At 66.0% G+C, this 20,358-nt stretch carries 23 protein-coding genes and 2 pseudogenes; 12 read left to right on the plus strand and 13 right to left on the minus strand.

The window, feature by feature from the left end; all coding sequences use genetic code 11:
• Positions 1-2 precede the first annotated feature (2 nt).
• Genes ACVWWN_RS14235 through ACVWWN_RS14245 form a run of 3 tightly spaced genes read right to left on the minus strand, consistent with a single transcriptional unit; the run spans position 3 to position 1,767 of the window.
• Entirely contained in the window at positions 3-596 is a 594-nt protein-coding gene (locus tag ACVWWN_RS14235) for a TetR/AcrR family transcriptional regulator (RefSeq protein ID WP_457144477.1), read from the minus strand.
• A complete protein-coding gene (locus tag ACVWWN_RS14240) occupies positions 593-1,600 on the minus strand; it encodes a TIGR03617 family F420-dependent LLM class oxidoreductase (RefSeq protein ID WP_457144478.1) in 1,008 nt (335 codons plus the stop codon). Before ACVWWN_RS14240 ends, ACVWWN_RS14235 begins: the two co-directional genes overlap by 4 nt.
• Positions 1,597-1,767 carry a hypothetical protein gene (locus ACVWWN_RS14245; protein ID WP_457144479.1) on the minus strand — a complete coding sequence of 57 codons (171 nt, stop codon included), beginning with the start codon at positions 1,765-1,767 and terminating at the stop codon, positions 1,597-1,599. The genes ACVWWN_RS14240 and ACVWWN_RS14245 overlap by 4 nt, the downstream gene beginning before the upstream one ends.
• 129 nt (positions 1,768-1,896) lie before the next feature.
• On the opposite strand from ACVWWN_RS14245, the gene ACVWWN_RS14250 reads away from it, so the two are divergent.
• Entirely contained in the window at positions 1,897-3,045 is a 1,149-nt protein-coding gene (locus tag ACVWWN_RS14250) for an NAD(P)H-binding protein (RefSeq protein WP_457144480.1), read from the plus strand.
• Positions 3,042-3,755 (plus strand): CPBP family intramembrane glutamic endopeptidase, encoded by a 714-nt coding sequence (locus ACVWWN_RS14255; protein ID WP_457144481.1) that lies wholly within the window; start codon positions 3,042-3,044, stop codon positions 3,753-3,755. The genes ACVWWN_RS14250 and ACVWWN_RS14255 overlap by 4 nt, the downstream gene beginning before the upstream one ends.
• On the opposite strand, the gene tet(V) is transcribed toward ACVWWN_RS14255, so the two are convergent.
• Both tet(V) and ACVWWN_RS14265 read right to left on the minus strand, forming a co-directional pair.
• Entirely contained in the window at positions 3,752-5,008 is a 1,257-nt protein-coding gene (gene tet(V) / locus ACVWWN_RS14260; RefSeq protein WP_457149128.1) for a tetracycline efflux MFS transporter Tet(V), read from the minus strand. The genes ACVWWN_RS14255 and tet(V) overlap by 4 nt on opposite strands.
• Before the next feature lie 99 nt (positions 5,009-5,107).
• Positions 5,108-5,921 (minus strand): annotated as a pseudogene (locus tag ACVWWN_RS14265) (enoyl-CoA hydratase).
• A gap of 81 nt (positions 5,922-6,002) precedes the next feature.
• On the opposite strand from ACVWWN_RS14265, the gene ACVWWN_RS14270 reads away from it, so the two are divergent.
• Positions 6,003-7,097, plus strand: a complete 1,095-nt coding sequence (locus ACVWWN_RS14270; RefSeq protein ID WP_457144482.1) for a CaiB/BaiF CoA transferase family protein — start codon at positions 6,003-6,005, stop codon at positions 7,095-7,097.
• A 23-nt stretch (positions 7,098-7,120) separates the two neighbouring features.
• Here the strand turns inward: ACVWWN_RS14270 and ACVWWN_RS14275 are convergent, their stop codons facing one another.
• Positions 7,121-8,329: an IS110 family RNA-guided transposase gene (locus ACVWWN_RS14275; protein ID WP_457144483.1), complete on the minus strand. Its 1,209-nt coding sequence runs from the start codon at positions 8,327-8,329 to the stop codon at positions 7,121-7,123.
• A gap of 247 nt (positions 8,330-8,576) precedes the next feature.
• Between ACVWWN_RS14275 and ACVWWN_RS14280 the strand changes: the two genes are divergently transcribed.
• Together ACVWWN_RS14280 and ACVWWN_RS14285 are read left to right on the plus strand one after the other, a co-directional pair.
• Complete coding sequence (locus ACVWWN_RS14280) at positions 8,577-9,341, plus strand: 3-hydroxyacyl-CoA dehydrogenase (protein WP_457144484.1); 765 nt, start codon at positions 8,577-8,579, stop codon at positions 9,339-9,341.
• Positions 9,342-9,381: 40 nt separating this feature from the next.
• Positions 9,382-9,832: pseudogene (locus ACVWWN_RS14285) on the plus strand (nitronate monooxygenase).
• Between the two features lie 87 nt (positions 9,833-9,919).
• Here ACVWWN_RS14285 and ACVWWN_RS14290 read toward each other — a convergent pair.
• Both ACVWWN_RS14290 and ACVWWN_RS14295 read right to left on the minus strand, forming a co-directional pair.
• Positions 9,920-10,072 carry a hypothetical protein gene (locus tag ACVWWN_RS14290; RefSeq protein ID WP_457149478.1) on the minus strand — a complete coding sequence of 51 codons (153 nt, stop codon included), beginning with the start codon at positions 10,070-10,072 and terminating at the stop codon, positions 9,920-9,922.
• A gap of 85 nt (positions 10,073-10,157) precedes the next feature.
• Positions 10,158-10,703 carry a DoxX family protein gene (locus tag ACVWWN_RS14295; RefSeq protein WP_457144485.1) on the minus strand — a complete coding sequence of 182 codons (546 nt, stop codon included), beginning with the start codon at positions 10,701-10,703 and terminating at the stop codon, positions 10,158-10,160.
• A 162-nt stretch (positions 10,704-10,865) separates the two neighbouring features.
• On the opposite strand from ACVWWN_RS14295, the gene ACVWWN_RS14300 reads away from it, so the two are divergent.
• The 3 genes from ACVWWN_RS14300 to ACVWWN_RS14310 are packed head-to-tail and all read left to right on the plus strand — an operon-like array spanning position 10,866 to position 14,503.
• Positions 10,866-13,178, plus strand: a complete 2,313-nt coding sequence (locus tag ACVWWN_RS14300) for an MMPL family transporter (protein ID WP_457144486.1) — start codon at positions 10,866-10,868, stop codon at positions 13,176-13,178.
• Entirely contained in the window at positions 13,171-13,890 is a 720-nt protein-coding gene (locus tag ACVWWN_RS14305) for a TetR/AcrR family transcriptional regulator (RefSeq protein ID WP_457144487.1), read from the plus strand. Before ACVWWN_RS14300 ends, ACVWWN_RS14305 begins: the two co-directional genes overlap by 8 nt.
• Entirely contained in the window at positions 13,868-14,503 is a 636-nt protein-coding gene (locus tag ACVWWN_RS14310) for a class I SAM-dependent methyltransferase (protein WP_457144488.1), read from the plus strand. The genes ACVWWN_RS14305 and ACVWWN_RS14310 overlap by 23 nt, the downstream gene beginning before the upstream one ends.
• Before the next feature lie 22 nt (positions 14,504-14,525).
• On the opposite strand, the gene ACVWWN_RS14315 is transcribed toward ACVWWN_RS14310, so the two are convergent.
• Positions 14,526-15,239 (minus strand): NAD-dependent deacylase, encoded by a 714-nt coding sequence (locus ACVWWN_RS14315; protein WP_457144489.1) that lies wholly within the window; start codon positions 15,237-15,239, stop codon positions 14,526-14,528.
• Between the two features lie 36 nt (positions 15,240-15,275).
• Here ACVWWN_RS14315 and ACVWWN_RS14320 point away from each other — a divergent pair, with 36 nt between their 5' ends.
• Positions 15,276-15,641 carry a GntR family transcriptional regulator gene (locus ACVWWN_RS14320; RefSeq protein WP_457144490.1) on the plus strand — a complete coding sequence of 122 codons (366 nt, stop codon included), beginning with the start codon at positions 15,276-15,278 and terminating at the stop codon, positions 15,639-15,641.
• On the opposite strand, the gene ACVWWN_RS14325 is transcribed toward ACVWWN_RS14320, so the two are convergent.
• The 3 genes from ACVWWN_RS14325 to ACVWWN_RS14335 are packed head-to-tail and all read right to left on the minus strand — an operon-like array spanning position 15,638 to position 17,723.
• Positions 15,638-16,477: a class I SAM-dependent methyltransferase gene (locus ACVWWN_RS14325; RefSeq protein WP_457144491.1), complete on the minus strand. Its 840-nt coding sequence runs from the start codon at positions 16,475-16,477 to the stop codon at positions 15,638-15,640. The two genes, ACVWWN_RS14320 and ACVWWN_RS14325, sit on opposite strands and share 4 nt — an antisense overlap.
• A gap of 23 nt (positions 16,478-16,500) precedes the next feature.
• A complete protein-coding gene (locus tag ACVWWN_RS14330) occupies positions 16,501-17,022 on the minus strand; it encodes a DUF1697 domain-containing protein (RefSeq protein WP_457144492.1) in 522 nt (173 codons plus the stop codon).
• On the minus strand, positions 17,019-17,723 hold the full coding sequence (locus ACVWWN_RS14335) for a class I SAM-dependent methyltransferase (protein ID WP_457144493.1): 705 nt from the start codon (positions 17,721-17,723) through the stop codon (positions 17,019-17,021). Before ACVWWN_RS14335 ends, ACVWWN_RS14330 begins: the two co-directional genes overlap by 4 nt.
• A gap of 31 nt (positions 17,724-17,754) precedes the next feature.
• Between ACVWWN_RS14335 and ACVWWN_RS14340 the strand changes: the two genes are divergently transcribed.
• Genes ACVWWN_RS14340 through ACVWWN_RS14350 form a run of 3 tightly spaced genes read left to right on the plus strand, consistent with a single transcriptional unit; the run spans position 17,755 to position 19,047 of the window.
• Complete coding sequence (locus tag ACVWWN_RS14340) at positions 17,755-18,198, plus strand: PPOX class F420-dependent oxidoreductase (RefSeq protein ID WP_457144494.1); 444 nt, start codon at positions 17,755-17,757, stop codon at positions 18,196-18,198.
• Between the two features lie 41 nt (positions 18,199-18,239).
• On the plus strand, positions 18,240-18,407 hold the full coding sequence (locus ACVWWN_RS14345; RefSeq protein WP_457144495.1) for a DUF5302 domain-containing protein: 168 nt from the start codon (positions 18,240-18,242) through the stop codon (positions 18,405-18,407).
• A gap of 28 nt (positions 18,408-18,435) precedes the next feature.
• Positions 18,436-19,047, plus strand: a complete 612-nt coding sequence (locus ACVWWN_RS14350) for a LysE family translocator (protein ID WP_457144496.1) — start codon at positions 18,436-18,438, stop codon at positions 19,045-19,047.
• 101 nt (positions 19,048-19,148) lie between these two features.
• Here the strand turns inward: ACVWWN_RS14350 and ACVWWN_RS14355 are convergent, their stop codons facing one another.
• Positions 19,149-20,345 (minus strand): MFS transporter, encoded by a 1,197-nt coding sequence (locus ACVWWN_RS14355; RefSeq protein WP_457144497.1) that lies wholly within the window; start codon positions 20,343-20,345, stop codon positions 19,149-19,151.
• Positions 20,346-20,358 lie beyond the last annotated feature (13 nt).

A 20,358-nucleotide genomic window follows, 5' to 3' on the forward strand; every position in this document is an offset into this window, starting at 1 on the left:
CGTCAGGTGCGGATGTCACCGGTTTCCCCTACCAACAGGTCAGCCAGCGCCACCGCGAGGTCGTGCAGGCCTGTCTTGAGTGAATACGTGTTGTCCACCGTCCAGTTGACGACGCCGCCGGTCAGCGCGCCGACGATGATGTCGGCGTAAGTCTGGGCGTCGTGGCGCGTGCCGACCTCGCCACGGGCGACGCCGTCCTTGACGAGATCGAGAAACGTGTCGTGAAAGGCGGATCCGCGCTGGATGCCGTAACCGGATGCGGCCAGCATCTCGGCGATGACTTCGCGATAGGTGTCGCTGGACAGGACGAGGGCGGCGGCGATGTCGTCGAACAGCCCGACCAGCCGGGTCGGGATCGGTTGGTCTTCGCGGTCGAACACGATGTCGCGAAGGTCGAGCAGGCGACGCTCGGCGAGCGCGCGCATCATGTCCTGCCGGGTCGGAAAGTGGTTGAAGAAGGTGCGGTTGGCGACGTCGGCCCGCTTGCAGATGTCCTCGATCTTCGTCGCCGAAACACCTTGGTACAGAAAGAGTTCGATCGCCGCGCCGAGGATCCGGTCGCGCACCTCCATCTTGCGCCGATCCAGCCTGCTCACGTGTGCAACCCCCGCACCAGTGCGGCGATGCTCTCGGGGCGGGGACGATACCCCGGGAAGTAGCAGCAGACATCACCGGCGTGGGCACCGAAGCGGTCGACGATTTCCGCTGCACACTTTTCGGGGTTCCCCACCACTCCAATGGTTTCCACCATTTCATCGGTGACGAGTTCGCGCATTCGGCGGAACTCGGCCTCCTTCGACAGCATGTTGAGTCGTGGTTGGATGTGATCCCACCCGTGCACCTCGAGCACCGGGAGGTACGCAGGCGTCGACCCGTAGAACGCGATCAGCATGGCGACACTGTCGACCGCAGCGGCGAGCTCCTGATCGGACGAGCCCACGGCGACCATCGCCTGCGCGATCACACCGAACTGTCCGGCGTCGCGACCGGACCGGCGCAGGCCCTCGGTGATCGCGGGCACGGTCCGCTCGTTGAAATGACGTGCGCTGTTGAACGGCATCACGAGCAATCCGTCGGCGACCTCGGCGGCCGCGCGCGTCATGATCGGACCCAGCGCGCCCATCAGCACCGGTGGCGGACCGAACGGATTGGGTCCGGGGTTGAAATTGGGGGCCATCAGCGTGTGCGTATAGAACTCGCCTCGAAAATCCAGGCGGGAGCGACCCTCCCAGGCATCGAATATCGCCTTGATGGCGCGCACCGATTCGCCGAGCCGCTGCGCGGGCCTGCCCCACTGGCTGCCGTACCGCTTCTCGATGTGGGCGCGGATCTGCGATCCCAGTCCGAGCCGGAACCTGCCACCGCTGAGCGATTGCAGGTCGTAGGCCGAGTGCGCGAGGTGAAGCGGGCTGCGCGGGAGAGCGATCGCGACGTTGGTCATCAACTCGAGATCCGTTTCACGCGCGGCGATCACCAGCGGGAAGAACACGTCGTGCTGCCCCTCGAAGGTGAACATGCCGTCGGCGCCGGCGCTCTCGATACCGCGGATGCTGTCCACTATCGTCGCGGGCGCCCCGTCGACCTGAAGGTGCACCTTCATCGGGGCACGTTCCACAGTGCCGTCGCCTGCTCGCTGTCGACCGCGTACGGAGCGACCTGCTCCTGGATGCCGCAAAGATCCCTGGATCGCACGTGCGAAAACGCTAGCGAGACAACGTCGTTGCACTGCAGCTCGCTGATGATCAGGCAGCCCGCGACTTTGCGCACCAACCGGATGCTACGGTTGAGTGCAGTCAACCGCAATATTGCACTTGACTACAAGAAATCGGTGCGCTCGGGTTGGTCTTTGATCACACAGCAGGTTCCCGGCTGACCGATTCGGGTACAGCCCCTACCGTGAACAACGTGCGGACCCTGGTCACCGGTGCCACCGGGTATGTCGGCTCGCGGCTCGTCACCGCCCTACTCGCGGCAGGACACGAAGTCGTGGCCGCCACTCGGAGCCCCGATCGGCTGGCCGCGTTCGGCTGGCACGACGAGATAACGGGTGTCGAGTTGGACGCGGGGAATGAGGCCTCGGCGCGCAGGGCGTTCGCCGAGGCTGGCCCGATCGAGGTGGTCTATTACCTGGTGCATGGGATCGGCCAGCCTGACTATCGGGAGGCCGACAACCGCGCCGCCGCCAACGTCGCGACCGCCGCCAGGGACGCCGGTGTGCGGCGAATCGTCTATCTCGGCGGCTTCGTGCCGGACGAGGTCGGGCTGTCCGAGCATCTGACCGGCCGCGCCGAGGTGGCGCACGCGTTGGAGGTGGACGGTGGGCCGGATGTGGTGTGGCTGGGCGCGGCAATGATCATCGGGGCGGGTTCGACATCGTTCGAGATGATGCGCTACGTCGGCGACCGCTTCGTGGTGATTCCCCTGCCGGGATGGTCGGCCAATCCGATCGACCCGATATCGATTCGCGATGTCATCTACTACCTCGTCGCCGCCGCCGACGCCGACCGGGTGCCTCCCGGCGGATACGACATCTTCGGGCCGGAGACCACCTCGTACGGAGATCTGCTGCGGACCTTCGCCCGGGTGGCGGGCAAGTGGCGCACGGGCCTGCCGGTCAACGGCGTGGACACCAGCGTGGTCTCGTGGTTGACGGGCGCCGTTTTGCCGGTGCCCGGCGGGCTGGCTTCGGATCTGGTGGAGTCTCTGGACCATCCGATGATGGCGTCCGACACCCATCTGCGTGGGCTGGTGCCCGACCCGCCGGGCGGCCTTGTGCCCATCGACGACGCGATCGCGCTGTCACTGTCGAGCCGTCGCCGCAAGCCTGTCAACGCGCTCGACGACCCGCACCATCTCGCCGACACCGACCCGGCATGGGCGGGCGGTGATACGGAGCGCATCGACCAACTGGCCCGGCCGTTCACGCCACCATTCGCGCGGCCGGCTCTGCGCCTGCTCGGCCTCATGCCCGGTCCCGTCGCCGCCGCCGTGCGCACCGGCCTGGACACGTTTCTACAGCTGGTGCCGAAGGTCAGCCTGGTATGACGCAGCCGCGTTCGGGTGTCATGCGCGAGATCCGAGACGTCGCCTGGACCGTCGCCGTACCGCATCACGAGCCACCCTCGGTGATCCGGCGCAGGCGGGTTGTCGTGGCCGTTGTGTTGGTGTTCGGCGGTGCGCTGCTTGGCTATTCGCTGACCAGACACCCTGGGGACGCGTCGTTCTACTGGCTGACCCTCGCGCTCGCGGCGGTGTGGGCGTTCGGCGCCTTCGCGTCCGGCCCGTTGCACCTGGGTTGCGTGCGGTTGCGCGGGCGTAACCAGCGCCCCCTGATCACGGGCACCGCGGTCGGGTTGCTGCTCGGCGCCGCCTTCGTCATCGGCGGGCTGATCGCGCGCGAGATTCCGGGGGTGCGCGAATACATCACGCGGGTACTAGAATTCGCCAACTACGGACCGCTGTGGCTCGTCGTGTTCATCACGGTCATCAACGGCATCGCCGAGGAGCTGTTCTTCCGTGGCGCGCTCTACACCGCGCTGGGTAAGACGTATCCCGTTGTCATCTCCACCGTGCTCTACGTCCTCGCCACGTCGGCCACCACGGGCAATCCGATGCTCGGATTCGCCGCGATCGTCCTCGGCGCGGTGTGCGCATTCGAACGCCGAGCCACCGGTGGCGTGCTCGCACCGATGCTGACCCACTTCTTCTGGGGTCTGGTCCTGGTGCTCGCACTGCCACCGATGTTCGGCGTCTAGTTCATCGGATGCGCCAGCTCGTCGCGGCGCATCCGCGCGGCCCACATCGCCACCGCCGCCAGCAGCACCGGCGCGACGCCTGCCACCAGGAAGATGGTCTGCATTGAAACGACTTTCGACAGCGGCCCGACGATCGCGAACGACACCGGCATGAACGCCAGCGAGACGAAGAAGTCCAGGCTGGACACTCGGCCGAGCATCGCAGTCGGGACCCGGCGTTGCAGCAGCGTTCCCCAGATCACCATGCCCGCGCCGTCCGTGACACCGATGACGAAGGTCGCGGCGGCCATCAACGGAAACAACGACGTGATGCCGACGATGACCAACGGGACCGAGCCGACACTCCACATCGTCATCATGACCGTCAGGTAGCGCCGCGGCAGTCGCCGCGACGACACCGCCAGCGCACCCAGAGCACTGCCGATCCCGAAGAAGGCGAGAATGAAGCCGTACGTCTGCGCGCCGTCTTCGAAGCGCTGGTTTGCGATGAACGGCAGCAGCACCTCGATCGGTCCCAGCACCAGCAGCACGAACATGCTCGCGAACAACAGCGTCCACAACAGCCACGGCGTGCCCAGCACGAAGACGAAGCCGTCGCGCAGATCACGCAAAAGCCGAGGGTGCTCCTGGTCCGGTTGCTGCAGGGGCGTTTTCATCGCCGGACGGGTTGCGACCAGCAGGGCCAACCCGACGGCGAACAGCGCGGCGACGACGGCGGACCCGAGCGACGGGAACGTCGCACCGACGACCAGGCCGGCGAGGGCCGGCCCGATCGCCCGCTGAAATACCGGACGCACCACGCCTTCCACGCCGTTGGCCGCCAGCAGCTGGTCGGCGGGCAGGATCCGCGGCAGGATCGCGCTGTAGGCGGGAAAGAAGAACGCGGCGGCGATGCCCAGCGCGGCCGCCGCGACAGCCATATGCCAGATCCTCAGGGCGCCAACGAATCCCAGTGCAGCGATGGCCGCGACGGCGATCACGTTGACGACCTCGACGGCGATGATGATCGCGCGTTGACTGATCCGGTCGGCGGCAAGGCCGCCCACCAACACAAAGGCGACCAGGCCGGCGCCGAGGCAGGTGGCGACCAGCGACAGTGACGCCGGGTCGTTGTCGAGTTCGATGACCTGGAGTGCCATCACGACCGCCCACATGCCTTCGGCGAAGATGGACAGCGAGACGGCGGTGATCAGCAGCCGGTACTCGCGGATCCGGAAGGGTGCGAGCACGCGCCAGCCACCGGTGGGCGCCACCGGCTGCTGGATGTCGAACTGCGTACTCACGTGTCGATGGTCGCCGACGAACCTCGCCCAAGTCCACTGATTTTCGCCTCGGACCCGCGGCCGCACGCGTCAGGAGTCGGTGAAGTTCGCCGACGCCGCTGCTGGAATGCCTTGGTGCCCTCGCGGAAATCATGTGAGTCGATCAGCACCAACTGACCCTCCTCTTCCCGCTCGAGCGCGTAGGCCAGTCCGGCCAGCGTGGCAGCGTTGATCGCCTGCTTGGTCTTGCGCAGCGCCACGACCGGACCATTCACCAGCGTCGACACCACCTTGTCGACCTCGGCGTCGAACTGATCTGCCGGATAGACGGCGCTGACCAGGTCCCACTCGTGCGCCTCGGCGGCGGGATCCGCTCGGCCAACGAGGCCATCCGCATGGCCCGGATGCGGCCGACCGCCGCGGCGATGAGTGCCGACGCGCCGCCGTCGGGCATCAACCCGATCCTGGTGAACGCCAACATGAAAAATGCCTTCTCCGAGGCCAATACGACGTCGGAGTCCAGCGACGCGCCGACGCCGGCCGCGGGACCCTGCACGACGGCCACCACCGGCTGCGGCAGGTTCACGATCGACCGGACCGCGCGGTTGGCCGCGTCGAGAACATCGCCCGGCGTGCCTGCCGTGCCCGAATTGGCGCGATCGTCCTCGCTGATGCCCGCACCCGAGCTGAAGCCCCGTCCGGATCCGCCGAGACGCACCACCCGCACCCGCGGATCGGTGTGCGCCCGTTCCAGCGTGTCGGCGATCGTGGTGAGCATCGCCGCGGTCAGCGAATTGAGGCTGTCCGGCCGGTTCATCGTCACCGACAGCACGCCGTCGGAAAGCGCGACCGCGAGGTCGTCGATGCCGAGGTACGCGTCGGCACTGGAGTCGAGGGGGGTCATAGAAGGCACCCTAGGTCGGGCCCTGGTTATACAAGTAAGCTATGTCGGCCAGCGTTGGTCTGATGAAGGGGCGGTTAGGGCATGGCTGGACCACTGCAAGGACTGCGAGTCGTCGAACTGGCCGGCATCGGCCCCGGCCCGCACGCCGCCATGATCCTCGGCGATCTCGGCGCCGATGTCGTGCGCGTCGAGCGGCCGGGTAAGGGTCCCGGTCCGCAGGCCACACCCAGCAATGACTACCTGCTGCGCAACCGTCGCTCGGTGGCGGCCAACCTCAAGAGCGAGGAAGATCGAGACCTCGTGCTGCGCCTCATCGCCAAGGCCGATGTGCTGATCGAAGGCTTCCGACCGGGCGTCGCGGAGCGGCTCGGCCTCGGGCCCGACGATTGCGCGAAGATCAACGAGCGGCTCGTCTATGCCCGCATGACGGGGTGGGGACAGACCGGTCCGCGCAGCCAGCAGGCCGGACACGACATCAACTACATCTCGCTCAACGGGGTGCTGCACGCCATCGGCCGGGCGGACGACCGACCGGTTCCGCCGCTGAACCTTGCCGGCGACTTCGGTGGCGGCTCAATGTTTCTCATCGTCGGCATCCTGTCGGCGTTGTGGGAGCGCGAACGGTCCGGCAAGGGGCAGGTGATCGACGCGGCGATGGTCGACGGTGCCGGCGTCCTCTCGCAGATGATGTGGGCCTTCCGCGCGATGGGCATGTGGAGTGACGAGCGTGGGGTCAACATGCTCGATACCGGCGCGCCGTATTACGACACCTACACGTGCGCCGACGGCCGCTGGGTCGCCGTCGGTGCGATCGAGCCACAGTTCTTCGCGGAGCTGCTCTCGAAGCTCGGTCTGGACCCGGCCGATCTACCCGACCAGAACGACATGAGCCGCTGGCCCGAGTTACGCGCTCGGCTCACCGAGGTCTTCGCGTCGCAGGACCGCGACCACTGGGCCAGGGTGTTCGCCGACAGCGACGCCTGCTGCACGCCCGTCTTGTCGTTCGCGGAGGTGGAAACCGAATCGCACAACACCGAGCGCTCGGCCTTCTACCGCGAGAACGGCTATCTGTTCCCCGCGCCCGCGCCGCGGTTCTCTCGTAGCGTGCCGTCGGCTCCGAAGGCGCCAGGGGTGCCAGGGGCCGACACCGAAGCCGTCCTCCGCGACTGGGTATAGAGAAAGGACTCTCAATGAAGATGTCAAGCCGCCGATTCGGTGATGTGGGGTGAATCGGGTTGCCAGGTGCGGTTGTCGCGGATGAGTGCGTAGAGGACGTTGGTGCGGCGTCTGGCCAGGCAGATCGTGGCTTGGATGGGCCGTTTGCCTTCGTCTCGTTTGCGCTGGTAGTAGGCCCGAGAGTGCGGGTCGCAGCGGATGGCGGTCAGGGCGGACATGTACGTCACCCGGCGCAGTCGTCTGCTGTAGCGCTGGGGAGTGTGCAACCGTCCGGTGCGTTTCCCCGAATCGCGGGGAACGGGAGCCAGTCCGGCCCAGGCGGCGAGTTGGTCGGCCGAGCCGATCAGTGTCGGGTCGCCGACGGCGGCAAGGAATTCGGCGCCGAGTCGGAAGCCGATGCCGGGGATGCTGGTGATCACCTCGGCAAGTGGATGGCGGCGAAATCGGCCCTCGATGTCAGCGTCAGTGGCTTTGATGCGGTCATCGAGGGAGATCACCCCCTGCGCCAGTTCGACGACCAGCGCCGCGGCGACCTCTTCACCGGGCAGCCGCAGGGTCTGGGTCTTCACGGCCGTGACGGCGGCTTCGGCGATGGTGGATGCATTGCGCACCCCAGCCTCGGTCAGGGTCTTCGTAATGCGCGAAAGGCCGCTCTGTCGAATGGCTTTCGGGCGCTGGTAACGCGACAACAGCACCACCCAACCACGGTCCTGCGTCAGTTGGGCCACTCGCTCGAGGGCCGGGCACACCGCCACGAGTTGCTGACGCAGTCGGTTGATGGTGCGGGTGCGATCGGCCACCAGGTCCGCGCGGTGAGCGGTCAGCATCCGCAGTTCCGAGATCAGGTCATCGTGGGGATGCAGCACCGGCAGATCGGTGCCGCGCATGCGCGATTGATCGGCGATCACTCGGGCGTCTTTGGCGTCGGTCTTGGCTTCGCCACCGCGGTAGGTTCCCGAGGCCTGCCATACCGCGCGACCAGCCAGATAACGCACCGACTTTCCAGCGTCTGCCAACACCGTCAACATCAAGCTGGCATACACCGTGGTCAGGTCGACCGCCCAGGACACCCGCTCCGCCATGGCGTCGATCTCGGCCACCAGTGCCCGGATGGGTTGCTCGTCGTTGACCAACTTGCGAGAGAGCTTCACTGTACCGGTGTCGTCGACGACTACGACCCAGTGATGTTCCTTGCCGACATCCACACCAGCCCACAACTGGCTCATAGTCATCGATCCTCATTTCCCTTGTCTACCAACATGATCCCCACGGACGACCCCGCCGGCATTTCCTTAACCAAGCGATCACATCGCAGATCTCAATCAGCGGCCAGAGAAGTCCAGGCAAGTCGGGCGGCCAGTCCTTTCAAGCCGCACCCGAAGGCCGGCAAACCCACATCAGCCTCACCCGACCCATCCGGGTCGCAGAACAACGTAACAACACGACGTAACTGCACCTACGAACTTAAGGAACCAATCAGTGCAGATCAAAGACTCCGTAGCTGTCGTCACGGGTGGCGCCTCGGGCCTTGGCCTGGCGACCACCAAACGACTGCTCGATGCCGGTGCGCAGGTAGTCGTGCTGGACATCAGGGGTAAAGCGGCTGTCGACGAACTCGGCGACCGCGCTGTCTTCGCCGAGACCGACGTAACCGACGAGGCGGCGGTGACCGCCGCGCTGGACATCGCCGAAGGGCTGGGCCCGGTGCGCATCGTCGTCAACTGCGCAGGCACGGGCAATGCGATCAAGACGCTGGGCAAGGATGGCCCATTCCCACTCGACCTGTTCAAGAAGGTCGTGGAGATCAACCTGATCGGCACCTTCAATGTGATCCGCCTCGGCGCGGAGCGCATCGCCAGGACTGAGCCCGTCGGGCCCGAAACAAGCCAAGAGCGCGGCGTCATCGTCAATACCGCATCGGTGGCAGCGTTCGACGGACAGATCGGCCAGGCCGCCTACTCGGCGTCCAAGGGCGGCGTCGTCGGCATGACCCTGCCGATCGCCCGCGATCTGTCCCGGAATCTGATCCGGGTGGTGACCATCGCGCCGGGCCTGTTCGACACCCCGCTGCTGGGCGGGCTGCCCGAGCCCGTGAAGGAGTCGTTGGGCAAGCAGGTTCCGCACCCATCGCGGCTCGGCAACCCGGACGAGTACGGCGCGCTGGCCGTGCACATCGTGGAGAACCCGATGCTCAACGGCGAGGTCATCCGGCTCGACGGTGCCATCCGAATGGCGCCCCGATGAGCGCTTCCGCGAAAAGAAGGCGGCGGCCCAGGTAAGTGCCGTGGCGATCACGACGACGTTCACCGAGCCTTCGGAGTCGAGCGCCCCGTCGTGCAGGTCGGAATCCAATGGGTTGGCCGTGCGAACGGCTAACTCGGGTGCGCTCGGTTTCATCACCGCGCTGACGCAGCCGACGCCTGCGGATCTTGCCAACGAGATCGCCAAGTGCCCGGAACTCACCGACAAGCCGTTCGGGGCGAATCTGACGATCCTGCCGACGATCAACGCCCGATGACGTCAAGGATCTGGTGGCCGGCACGCGTGGAGTCAAGGTTTGCCAGGTGAGCTATCTGGACGCCGGCATCTGGTCGGTGGGCGCCGCGATGGGTCTGATCGATGACATCCCGACGGTCGCCGACCTGGTCGCACGCATCGTTGACGAGGCAGAAGAGCTGATCACCGGCCGAGTCGCCGACACGGTGGTGCAGACGGTCGCGGAGAACGTCGCATAGAAATCGGATCAGTAAAAATCAACGCAGGGTGCCCGCAAGCGGGCAAACGGTCCCGGGTGAGCGCGCACCCACCGGATGCGCGCTTGCTCAGACTGCTGTCGGCAGTGTGTGCTCGTCGTCGAGTTGCTCCGAGGTGTCGCCCTCTACCAGAACATCGCCGTGGTAGAGCGCATCGAAGTCAACCTTGATGACATCAGCACTGGTGTCGTCGATCCACATGTACTGGACAGTAACTGTCACTATTAAGGATTCTTTGAGTCACGATTCGGAAAATGGTGGCAATTCTTACCGCCGGGTAGGGTCCGGATCTACCCGCGAGTAGCAATTACCCAGGTGGGGCCGTGAAGTTGATCGGATTGGTGCCGTTCAGCAGGATCCAGGTCAACAGCGCCGCGACGATCGCCACGATGAAGAGGCCGGCCCCGATCTTGACCCTCACGCGGCTCCATCCGAACAATCGAGCGTCGATCGAGTAGGCGCCCGGGCCGGTGAACAGCAGCGTGGCGGCACCGACGGCGATCAGGAACGGCACGTTGAACGGCTCAGCCCAGAACGCGTCGCCAGAGACGTTGACGGCCCAGGCGCACAGCATCGCGCCGACCACCGCCGATGCGGCCAGCGGTGTGAGCAGACCCAGCAGCAGACCGATCCCGCCTGCGGTTTCGGCCGCGGTCACCATGAATGCCGCGAACGTCGGAAGTCGCCAGCCACCCGTCTCCATGAATCCGGCGGTGGCGTCGAAATCGAGCGCCTTTATCAGTCCTGCCTGCAACATTGCCGCGGCGATGCCGATCCGGAGGATCAGCAGCCCAGTCGGGAGGGCAAGGTCGGCGACGGAGGTTGTCGAAGATTTCACGTCGAAGGTCGACATGAATCGAGCCTATTCTTCTGTGAAGTCGCTGTGAACGCTCCGCTTGTGAACTCCCTGTGACCTGGCGACGTGATACGGGAAGGATGGCCGGGCCGGCCGTCGTAAGTTACCGTCGATAAGTTAGCGATGATATTCGGCCGCGGCGACTGGAGGGACGGGCACGTGCTGCAAAGAATCGCGCTGCTGGCCATCGCCGCTCCGCGACGGATCATCGCGGTTGCCGCCCTTGTGATGGTGGCCTGCGGCATCTTCGGGATACCTGTCGCCAAGAGCCTGTCCGCGGGCGGCTTTCAGGATCCGACGTCGGGGTCTGCGCAGGCGACCAGACTGCTGGTCGACAAGTTCGGCCAGGGCGGCATGGAGCTGTTGATCAGCGTGACCGCCGACCGCGATGGCGCGGCGCAGACCGAACAGGTCCGATCGGTCGGCACCGAGATCGCCGAGCAGCTGAAGGCGTCACCGCATGTGGCGGAGGTGACCTCGGCCTGGACCGCGCCGGAGTCGGCCGCCTCCGCGCTGATCAGCAAGGACGGCAAGACCGGGTTGATCGTCGCGGGGATCACCGGAGGCGAGAGCGGGGCCCAGAAATACGCCAAGGAACTCACCGACCGGCTGGTGCACGACCGCGACGGTGTCACCGTCAAGGCCGGAGGGGAGGCCATCACATACGTCCAGATCAACGGTCAGAGCGAAAAAGACCTGCTGATGATGGAGTCCATCGCGATCCCGTTGAGCTTCGTCGTGCTCGTCTGGGTGTTCGGCGGGCTGATGGCCGCTGCGCTGCCGCTGGTCGTCGGTGGGTTCGCAATTCTCGGCTCGATGGCCGTGCTGCGCGCCGTCACGCTGATCACCGACGTGTCGATCTTTGCGCTGAACCTTTCGGTGGCGATGGGCCTCGCACTCGCGATCGACTACACGCTGCTGATCATCAGCCGGTATCGCGACGAGCTCGCCGACGGCGCCGACCGCGACCGCGCGCTGGTGCGCACGATGGCCACCGCCGGCCGGACCGTGCTGTTCTCCGCGATGACGGTCGCGCTGTCGATGATCGCGATGGTGCTGTTCCCGATGTACTTCCTGAAGTCCTTCACCTACGCCGGCATCGCCGTGGTGACATTCGCCGCGGTCGCCGCGATCGTGGTGGCGCCCGCGGCGATCGCCCTGCTGGGAGACCGGCTGGATTCGCTCGACGTGCGCCGGCTCATCCGCCGTATCCGCGGCAGGCCGGAGCCGCTGCCAAAGGCTGTCGAAGAGAGCTTCTGGTATCGCTGCACCAAATTCGTGATGCGCCGGTCACTTTCGATCGGATTGGCGATCATCGTGTTGCTGCTTGTGCTCGGTGCACCGTTCCTCGGCATCAAATGGGGCTTCCCCGACGACCGTGTGCTTCCACAATCCCTTTCGGCGCGCCAGATCGGCGATCAGCTGCGCAACGACTTCGCCGTCGACTCGGCGAGGGACGTGACCGTCGTGATGCCGGACTCCGGCGGCATCACGCCCGCCGATCTGGACCGCTACGCCGCGGCCCTGTCGCGGGTGCCCGACGTGGCCTCGGTGTCCGCGCCCGGCGGCTCGTTCGTCGACGGTCGTCAAGCCGGACCTCCCGCGGCGGCGACGGGATTGAAGGATGGAAGCGCATTCCTCACCGTGGGCAGCACCGCTCCGCTGTTCACCGACGCGTCGGAAACCCAGCTCGACCGGTTGCGGGCGGTCAGCACGCCCGGCGGGCACTCCGTTCAGCTGACCGGCAACGCGTCGGTCAACCGCGACAGTTCGCAGGCGATCACATCGCGGCTGCCGATGGTTCTCGGGATCATCGCCGCGATCACGCTCGTGCTGCTGTTCCTGCTCACCGGGAGCGTGATACTGCCGCTGAAAGCGTTGGTGCTCAACGTCTTGTCGTTGACCGCCGCGTTCGGCGCCTTGGTGTGGATCTTCCAGGACGGCCACCTGGGCGCGCTGGGCACCACGCCGACCGGAACGCTGGTGGCCAACCTGCCGGTGTTGTTGTTCTGTATCGCCTTCGGCCTGTCGATGGACTATGAGGTGTTCCTGGTCTCGCGGATCCGTGAGTATTGGCTCAAGTCGGCGGCTTTCTGCGCGGACGGCAGCGAGATTCCACCCGACGTGCGTAGCGATGAGGCCGTCGCGCTCGGGCTCGCGCGCACCGGACGCGTCGTCACCGCCGCGGCGCTGCTGATGGCGATCTCATTCGCTGCACTGATCGCGGCGCAGGTGGCGTTCATGCGGATGTTCGGCGTCGGTCTCACCGTCGCGGTGCTCGCGGACGCCACGCTGGTCCGCATGCTTCTGGTGCCGGCGTTCATGCACCGCCTCGGCCGATGGAACTGGTGGGCACCCAGGCCATTGGCCCGGTTGCACGAGCGGATCGGCATCAGTGAAGGAGGCGATGACGATCCCGCACCGCCGGCCAACCGCGAACGCGCCGCCGTCTCCGTAACGGATAATGGCTGACGTGGCGGTTCAGCCTCTGCGGCGACGCCGCGCTCCGCGTGGTTCCGGTGACCAGTTGCGTGCCGAGATCCTCGACGCGACTAAGGATTTGCTGCTCGAGACGGGCCACGCCAAGGCGGTGTCGATCCGGTCGGTCGCGGAGCGCGTCGGTGTCACCCCGCCGTCGATCTACTTGCACTTCGCCGACAAGGACGCACTGCTGGATGCGGTCTGTGCGCGGTATTTCGAGAAGCTCGACGATGAGATGCAGCGGGCGGCGGCCCCATCGGACGGAGTCGAGCCGTCGACGATCGAGGTGCTGCGCGCCCAAGGTCTGGCCTATGTCCGCTTTGCGCTGAAAACCCCAGAGTTGTACCGCATTGCGACGATGGGGGAGGGACGGCCCGGCAGCGACGTCGACCTGACGTTGAACAGTTCGGCTTTCCTGCACCTGCGGCATGCGGTCGAGTCGTTGATGGCCGAAGGTATCTATCCCGACGGGGACTCCACCACGATGGCGCTGGAATTGCTGACGGTGGCGCACGGGCTGGCCGCGCTGCTCATCTCGCGGCCCTATCTGCCATTCGGTGACGTGGAGGAGTTCGCCGACCGAGTGCTGAGATCGGTGTGCCTCGGCCGCATCGTGTCCGGCGCGCTCGCTTCCGACATGCCGCCGCAGGAAGCGATCACCATGGTGAAGGGAATGCTCGATGAGCAGCAGCACGGTCGATAACCCGTTCTTCGCGCGGCTGTGGACGGTGATGTCCGGTCACGAACCCGAATCGCTGCGGCAACTGCGCCGCGAGAACCTGGCCGGGCTATCGGGGCGGGTGCTCGAGGTCGGCGCCGGCACCGGGACCAATTTCGAGTTCTATCCCGCCACGGTTTCGGAGGTGGTCGCGGTCGAACCGGAACGCAGGCTCGGCGTGCTGGCGCAGGAGGCGGGAGCCCGCGCGAGGGTGCCTGTCACGGTCAGTATGGACACCGTCGAGCAGTTCCTGGCCGACCGACCCTTTGACGCGGTGGTGTGCTCACTGGTGTTGTGTTCGGTCGATCAACCCGATGACGTGGGACGGCAGTTGCTTTCGCTGCTGCGGCCGGGTGGGGAACTGCGGTATCTGGAACACGTCGCCGGCGGTGGTTTGCGTGCGGGATTGCAGAGGATCGCCGACGCGACAGTGTGGCCGAGGCTCCTCGGCAACTGCCACACACACCGTCACACCGAGCAGACCATCCGCGACGCCGGGTTCGAGGTCGTCGGTGCACGACGCGAGCGGGCCCTGTCCGCATGGGTGCCGGTGCCGGTCACGGAGTTCGCGATCGGCCGGGCGATCCGGCCCGCCTAGCGCTCGGCGATCGACATCGGGCTCAGCCCAGCAGCGCGGGCAGACGTTGCAACAGATTGGGCAGAGCATTGGCGGCAGTCTCCCGCAGCGACACCGTCGCGCTGTCCGACAGTGGCGTGCGCTCGGGGTTGACCTCGATGACGGTTGTGCCGCCGGCCAGCGCGAATTCGGGCAGTCCGGCGGCCGGGTAGACGATCGACGAGGTGCCCACCACGATCATCACGTCGGCGTTGGTCACCGCGTCGACCGAACGCTGCCATGCCTCATCGGGCAGCGCTTCGCCGAACCACACCACGTTGGGCCGGATCAATCCTCCGCACGCGCAGCGCGGCGGGTCGACCGTCTCGACCGGCTCGCCCATCGCGGGCAATTCACCGGTATAGGCGGAACAGCAGCGGTCGCAACGGAATTCGAACAGGCTGCCATGCAGATGGTAGACATTTTTGCTGCCCGCCCGCTCGTGCAGGTTGTCCACGTTCTGGGTGACGACGTGCACGTCGGCGTAGTCCTGCCACGCCGCCACTGCGCGATGGCCGTTGTTGGGCTGCACCGAGCTCATCATGCGGTGGCGCCACAGGTACCACGCCCACACCTTCTCCGGGTGCGCGCACCAACCCTCCGCGCTGGAGATCTCGTACGGGTCGACCTTCGCCCATAAACCGGTCTCGACGTCGCGGAACGTCGGCACGCCGCTCTCGGCGGAGATGCCGGCGCCGCTGAGGACCGTCAGTTGCACCCCACCAAAGTAGCCGGTTTAGGTGATACTGAGCACGTGGCCGACTTGGGGGATTGGGTACGCGTTGATCAGCACGCTTCCAGGCCGCTCTTCGACCAACTCAGGATGCAGATCATCGACGGGGTGCGGGACGGCAAGCTGGCGCCGGGCACCCGACTGCCTACGGTCCGCGAACTAGCTGGGCAGGTGGGCCTGGCGGTCAACACGGTCGCGCGTGCGTACCGAGAGCTCGAGACGGCGGGGATCCTCGAAACCCGCGGGCGTTTCGGCACTTTCGTCGCTCGTGCCGACCCGGCGGATGCGGCGATGGCAACGGCGGCACACGCCTTCGTGTCCGCGGCGAAAGCGCTCGGGATCGAGAAGGGCGAGGCGTTGCGCTATGTGGAAGCCGCGTTCGGCTAGCCGAATTCCAGCAGGATCAGCAACGGCCGGAGGGGGTCGAAAAGCGGCAACCGTTGCAGCGTCCACATCAGCGCGTTGAAGACTTTGCCCCGTCCGGCGGCATGCGGGAGATCGTGCACGGCCCTGATGCCGGCTACCGAATTGACCAGGTTCGCCGCATCGGACACCGACGGGCTGAACGGCATCGGCGGCACCCGGTAACGCAGTGAGGTCCGCATGCCGCGGCGGGACAGGGCGGCAAACCTCGACGGCGCCAGATCGAACATCATCTGCCCGCCGGGGAAGCGCTTGGCGCATTCGGCGATCAGCGACAGGGCCTCCGGCGGCTGCAGGTACATCAACAGTCCCTCGGCGGTGATGAATACACCGTGCTCTGTCTCGACCCGGTCCATCCAGCTGAAGTCGAGTGCGGACTGGGCGATCAGGGTTACCCGGTCCGACTGCGGCAGAAGCTTGCGTCTGAGCTCGATCATGGGCGGGAGATCGACTGTGACCCAGCAGAATCGATCACCGACATCGGCGGAGTTGAGGCGATAGAAGCTGGTTTGCAGTCCCTCGGCCAGCGCCACCACGGTGGCCTGCGGGTGGTCGAGCAGATATCGGCGGGTCTGCCTGTCGTAGCCGAGCGCGCGCACCGCCATGTCTTGACGACGAGTGAAGCCGAACTTCGCGTAGTCGAACTCGATGCTGTCGGCCAGCTGGATGGCCAGGGGGTCATCGATGATGGAGTCGGGCCTGCGAGCCTCGCTCGCCCGAACATGCAATGTCATCAGGGCGGTCTCGGAGACGCCGGTCAAGACTCTTCCGTCGACCTTCGCTGTCGGTGTCGAACTCACCTCGGCAAATTTACCCGTAGCGGCTATTTGAGCACCTTGTCGATGGTGCGCAGGTTGCGGGTCGTGGTCGACGATTTGTAGCGCTTCTTGCCCATTGTTTTGCCGATGGTGGTGTCCAGCGTCCCCGTCTTGGGCACCTGCCAGTAGATGACGCCCGGGCCGCGCTTGATCTTCTCGTCGGCGCCGGCTTCCTTGGCCAGTTCGGCGAGCTCATCGAGCACCTTCTCGTCGGTGACGAACGTGATGTAGGAGTGGTGGCCCTCGACCTCGCGTTCGAACGGATACTTGCTCGAGATCGCCGCGACGGTGTCGATCTCGTAGGCCAATACCCAGGCGTCGTAACCGAATCCGTCACGGAGCGCCTTCTCGGCCTTCTTACGCACCGCGTCGACACCTGACCGACTCTCGAACAGCACGTTGCCGCTGGCCAATATGGTCCGCACGTTGCTGAACCCGGCATCCTCGAACGCCCTGGCCACCTCGGCCATCTTCAGGTTGACGCCTCCGACATTGACACCGCGGAGGAAGGCCGCATAGCGGGTCATCGGACGAACTCCAGCAGCGTCAGGCTCGGCCGGATGCGCCGAAACAGGCCGATGCGATCCAGTGGCGGCCACGTGTTGACCTTGAAGAGGCCGCGAGCGGACGGAGCGGCGATGTCACGTGCCACCGCCACGCCGGGAATGCGACCGGCCAGCGCGACCCCCTCGTCGGCGCTCAACCCGAACGGCATCGGCGGCGCGGTATGGCGGTCGGACGGCGTGTAACCCTTCACCGTGCGCCTGCTGAACCAGTGCGGAACCGAGTCGAACATCATCTGGCCGCCGCCGAACCGCGCCGCGCAGTAACGAATGAGGTTCAGCACGTCGTCGGGTCGCAGATGCATCCGGAGTCCCTCAGCCGTGATGAACACCCCATTGGTTGGATCGACACGGTCCATCCAGCTGCGGTCGAGTGCCGACTGTGCCAGCGCGACGATCCGGCCGTCTTTCGGCAGCAACCGATCTCGCAACGCCATCACAGGCGGCGAATCGACCGAATACCACGTCAATTCGTTCGCGATGCCGGTCCGGTCCAGCCGCCAGAAGCTGGTCTGCAGCCCTTCGCCGAGCGCCCACGGATCGCGGATCACCCCGTCCGAGCGCTTGGCCTCGGTGCCACGACTGTGCAGCGTCCACAGCGTGGTGGCGGATACGCCGTCCAAGACGTCGCCGTCGATTTGAAGAAACCCAGTGCGGTCGGCCATTGATGTGATCGTAGAGCCGTACGCTCTGGTTATGGGACGCGACGTGTTCGACGACAAGCTGCTGGCGCTCATCGGCGGAAATTCACTGGGCGTGCTTGCCACGGTCAAGCGCGACGGCAGGCCGCAGCTGTCGAACGTGTCCTACTATTTCGACCCGCGCGATGTGACCATCCAGGTTTCGATCACTGAACCGCGGGCCAAGACCCGTAACCTGCGCCGTGACCCGCGCGCGTCGATCCACGTCAGCTCCGACGACGGCTGGGCCTACGCGGTGGCCGAAGGCGACGCGATCCTCACCCCGCCGGCCGCCGAGCCCGGTGATGACACGGTGGAGGCACTGATCGCCTTGTATCGCAACATCGCCGGTGAGCATCCGGATTGGGACGACTACCGCAGGGCCATGGTCGATGACCGCCGCGTGCTGCTGACTCTGCCGATCTCGCACGTCTACGGCATGCCGCCGGGCAGGCGGTAAAAGGGTACGACGACTCCCGAGCGCCGCGCTACGCTGCGCTCATGGCTGATGCACCGGAAGATGAAAACAAGCGCAAGTTCCGGGAAGCGCTCGAGCGGAAGAAAGCGAAGTCGGCGGGCGGTTCCGATCACAAGGATCGGGGAGCCAAGCAGCCGCGGACGCACGGCCCGGTCGAGAACCGTCGGGAGTTCCGCCGCAAGAGCGGCTAGCCCGCACACGCGGGGCAGGAGGACAACAGTGACTCCCGAGTTTCTGCTGACGACCCTGATCGTGGTGGCGACGCCAGGTGCCGGTGTGCTCTACACCGTCGCCGCCGGATTGTCGCGCGGCCGGCGGGCCAGCCTGGTGGCGGCAGTGGCCTGCACGCTCGGGATCGTGCCGCACATGATCGCCGCGGTGACGGGACTGGCGGCCATCATGCACGCCAGTGCAATGGCCTTCTCCGTCATCAAATGGCTTGGCGTCGGATATCTGCTTTATCTGGCTTGGAAGACATTTCGAGACAAGTCGGTCTTCGACGTGCAGGCCGATCCGGCGAAGGTGTCGCCGTGGCGGGTGATCGTATCCGGGGTCCTGGTGAATACCTTGAACCCAAAGCTGACCATCTTCTTCTTCGCGTTCCTGCCGCAGTTCGTGGCACCCGGTGGTGACGGCGCGGTGATGCTGATGGTGTGGTTGGGCACCATCTTCATGGCGGTGACTCTGGTGGTGTTCAGCTTCTACGGTGTGTTCGCCTCGGCGGTCCGCCGTGAGGTGAGCTGCCGTCCGCGAATCGTGGCGTGGATGCGGCGCAGCTTCGCCGCCACCTATGTCGTCCTCGCCGGCCGGCTGGCGGCGCAGACCCGCTGAAGATCGTCGGCGCGCCTGCGGGCGGCGACCAACGCCACGGAGACCGATTCGGCAGGCTTGCCCAAGCGCCGCTGCAAGGACCCCGAATCTCGATAAAGCGCTCAGATTTCGGCGGCTTCCCGCCGGGAGTCGCGTGCTTCCCGCACGAGAATGGCAGCCAGACAGGCGACGGCCAGGATGGCCACGGCGACCGCGAAACTCACGCCGGCGGTGCGCAATCCCCAGGCCCGCGCGGCGAGGCCTTCGCCGACCACCGGCACCGACAGCGCGATGTAAGCGACGACGAAATATGTCGAACTGACCTCGGCCCGGCGGTCGGGGGGTGTTTGTTCGATGACCGCCGCCAGTCCACGGCCGAAACTCATGCCCTGGCCGATACCGGACACGGTTGCTGCGGCGATCAGAAGAGCCAGCGACGAAAGATACAGCGCCACGGCCAGGATCACCATGCCGATCACCAGGATCGCGCAGCCGATCGCAACGGCACGTTGCGGATTGAGGTTGTTGGCGGCGATCTGTGTGGCCGCCGATGCGGCGAAACTCAGACACGCGATCAGGCCTGCGAGCGCATGGTTGTCGATCCCGACGACGCTGACCAGAAACGACGGCGACACCGCGGTGAACAACCCGGTCACCGCGAAACCTGCGAAGGTCGCGAGCGCGGCGATGACGAAAACCGCGCGCACCTCGGCGGGTACGGACAGACGTTGCAGTCCGATCTTGCCGTTGCGGGAGGATGTTTCCGGGACGATCGCCACGGCGATCCCGGCCAGCGCAGCGAGCACGATGTGCACGACGAAGCTCAGCTTCAGCGGCTCCGGCGCGTACTCGACGAGGATTCCGGCCAGCAGAGGGCCGGTGCCCAGACCGCCGATGTTGGCGACCGTCGCCACCGCCGCGGCGCGGGTGCGCCAGGTCTCGGGAGCGGCTTCGATCACCGCAGCGGTAGCGGTGCCGGTGAAGATCCCCGCCGACAGACCGGACAGCACCCGGCCGACGAGCAGCGTGGGCACTGAATCTGCGAACAGAAATACCACCGCACTGGAGACGGCGAGGGCCACGCCGGCCAGCAGCACCGGGCGCCGGCCGATGGAATCGGACCAGCGACCGAACACCAGCAGGGCGAACAGCACGCCGCCCGCATACGTCGAGTAGATCACCGTGGTGGTCAGCACCGCGAAGTGCATGTGCTCGGCGTACAGCGCATACATCGGCGTCGGCAGCGTCGTGCCGACCATGATGGCGGCGAACGCGTACGCCAGCAGTCCTAAGGCCAAACGACGTGGGCGACCGGGCACGACATCCGACGGT

The organism is Mycobacterium sp. URHB0021 (genome assembly GCF_054057895.1).

Bases quoted from the DNA above. Each gene is read 5' to 3' on its own strand.
- ACVWWN_RS14240 (WP_457144478.1), bottom strand. From the start codon at position 1,600: ATGAAGGTGCACCTTCAGGTCGACGGGGCGCCCGCGACGATAGTGGAC.
- ACVWWN_RS14255 (WP_457144481.1), top strand. From the start codon at position 3,042: ATGACGCAGCCGCGTTCGGGTGTCATGCGCGAGATCCGAGACGTCGCC.
- ACVWWN_RS14270 (WP_457144482.1), top strand. From the start codon at position 6,003: ATGGCTGGACCACTGCAAGGACTGCGAGTCGTCGAACTGGCCGGCATC.
- ACVWWN_RS14275 (WP_457144483.1), bottom strand. From the start codon at position 8,329: ATGACTATGAGCCAGTTGTGGGCTGGTGTGGATGTCGGCAAGGAACAT.
- ACVWWN_RS14295 (WP_457144485.1), bottom strand. From the start codon at position 10,703: ATGTCGACCTTCGACGTGAAATCTTCGACAACCTCCGTCGCCGACCTT.
- ACVWWN_RS14305 (WP_457144487.1), top strand. From the start codon at position 13,171: ATGGCTGACGTGGCGGTTCAGCCTCTGCGGCGACGCCGCGCTCCGCGT.
- ACVWWN_RS14310 (WP_457144488.1), top strand. From the start codon at position 13,868: ATGAGCAGCAGCACGGTCGATAACCCGTTCTTCGCGCGGCTGTGGACG.
- ACVWWN_RS14330 (WP_457144492.1), bottom strand. From the start codon at position 17,022: ATGACCCGCTATGCGGCCTTCCTCCGCGGTGTCAATGTCGGAGGCGTC.
- ACVWWN_RS14335 (WP_457144493.1), bottom strand. From the start codon at position 17,723: ATGGCCGACCGCACTGGGTTTCTTCAAATCGACGGCGACGTCTTGGAC.
- ACVWWN_RS14340 (WP_457144494.1), top strand. From the start codon at position 17,755: ATGGGACGCGACGTGTTCGACGACAAGCTGCTGGCGCTCATCGGCGGA.
- ACVWWN_RS14345 (WP_457144495.1), top strand. From the start codon at position 18,240: ATGGCTGATGCACCGGAAGATGAAAACAAGCGCAAGTTCCGGGAAGCG.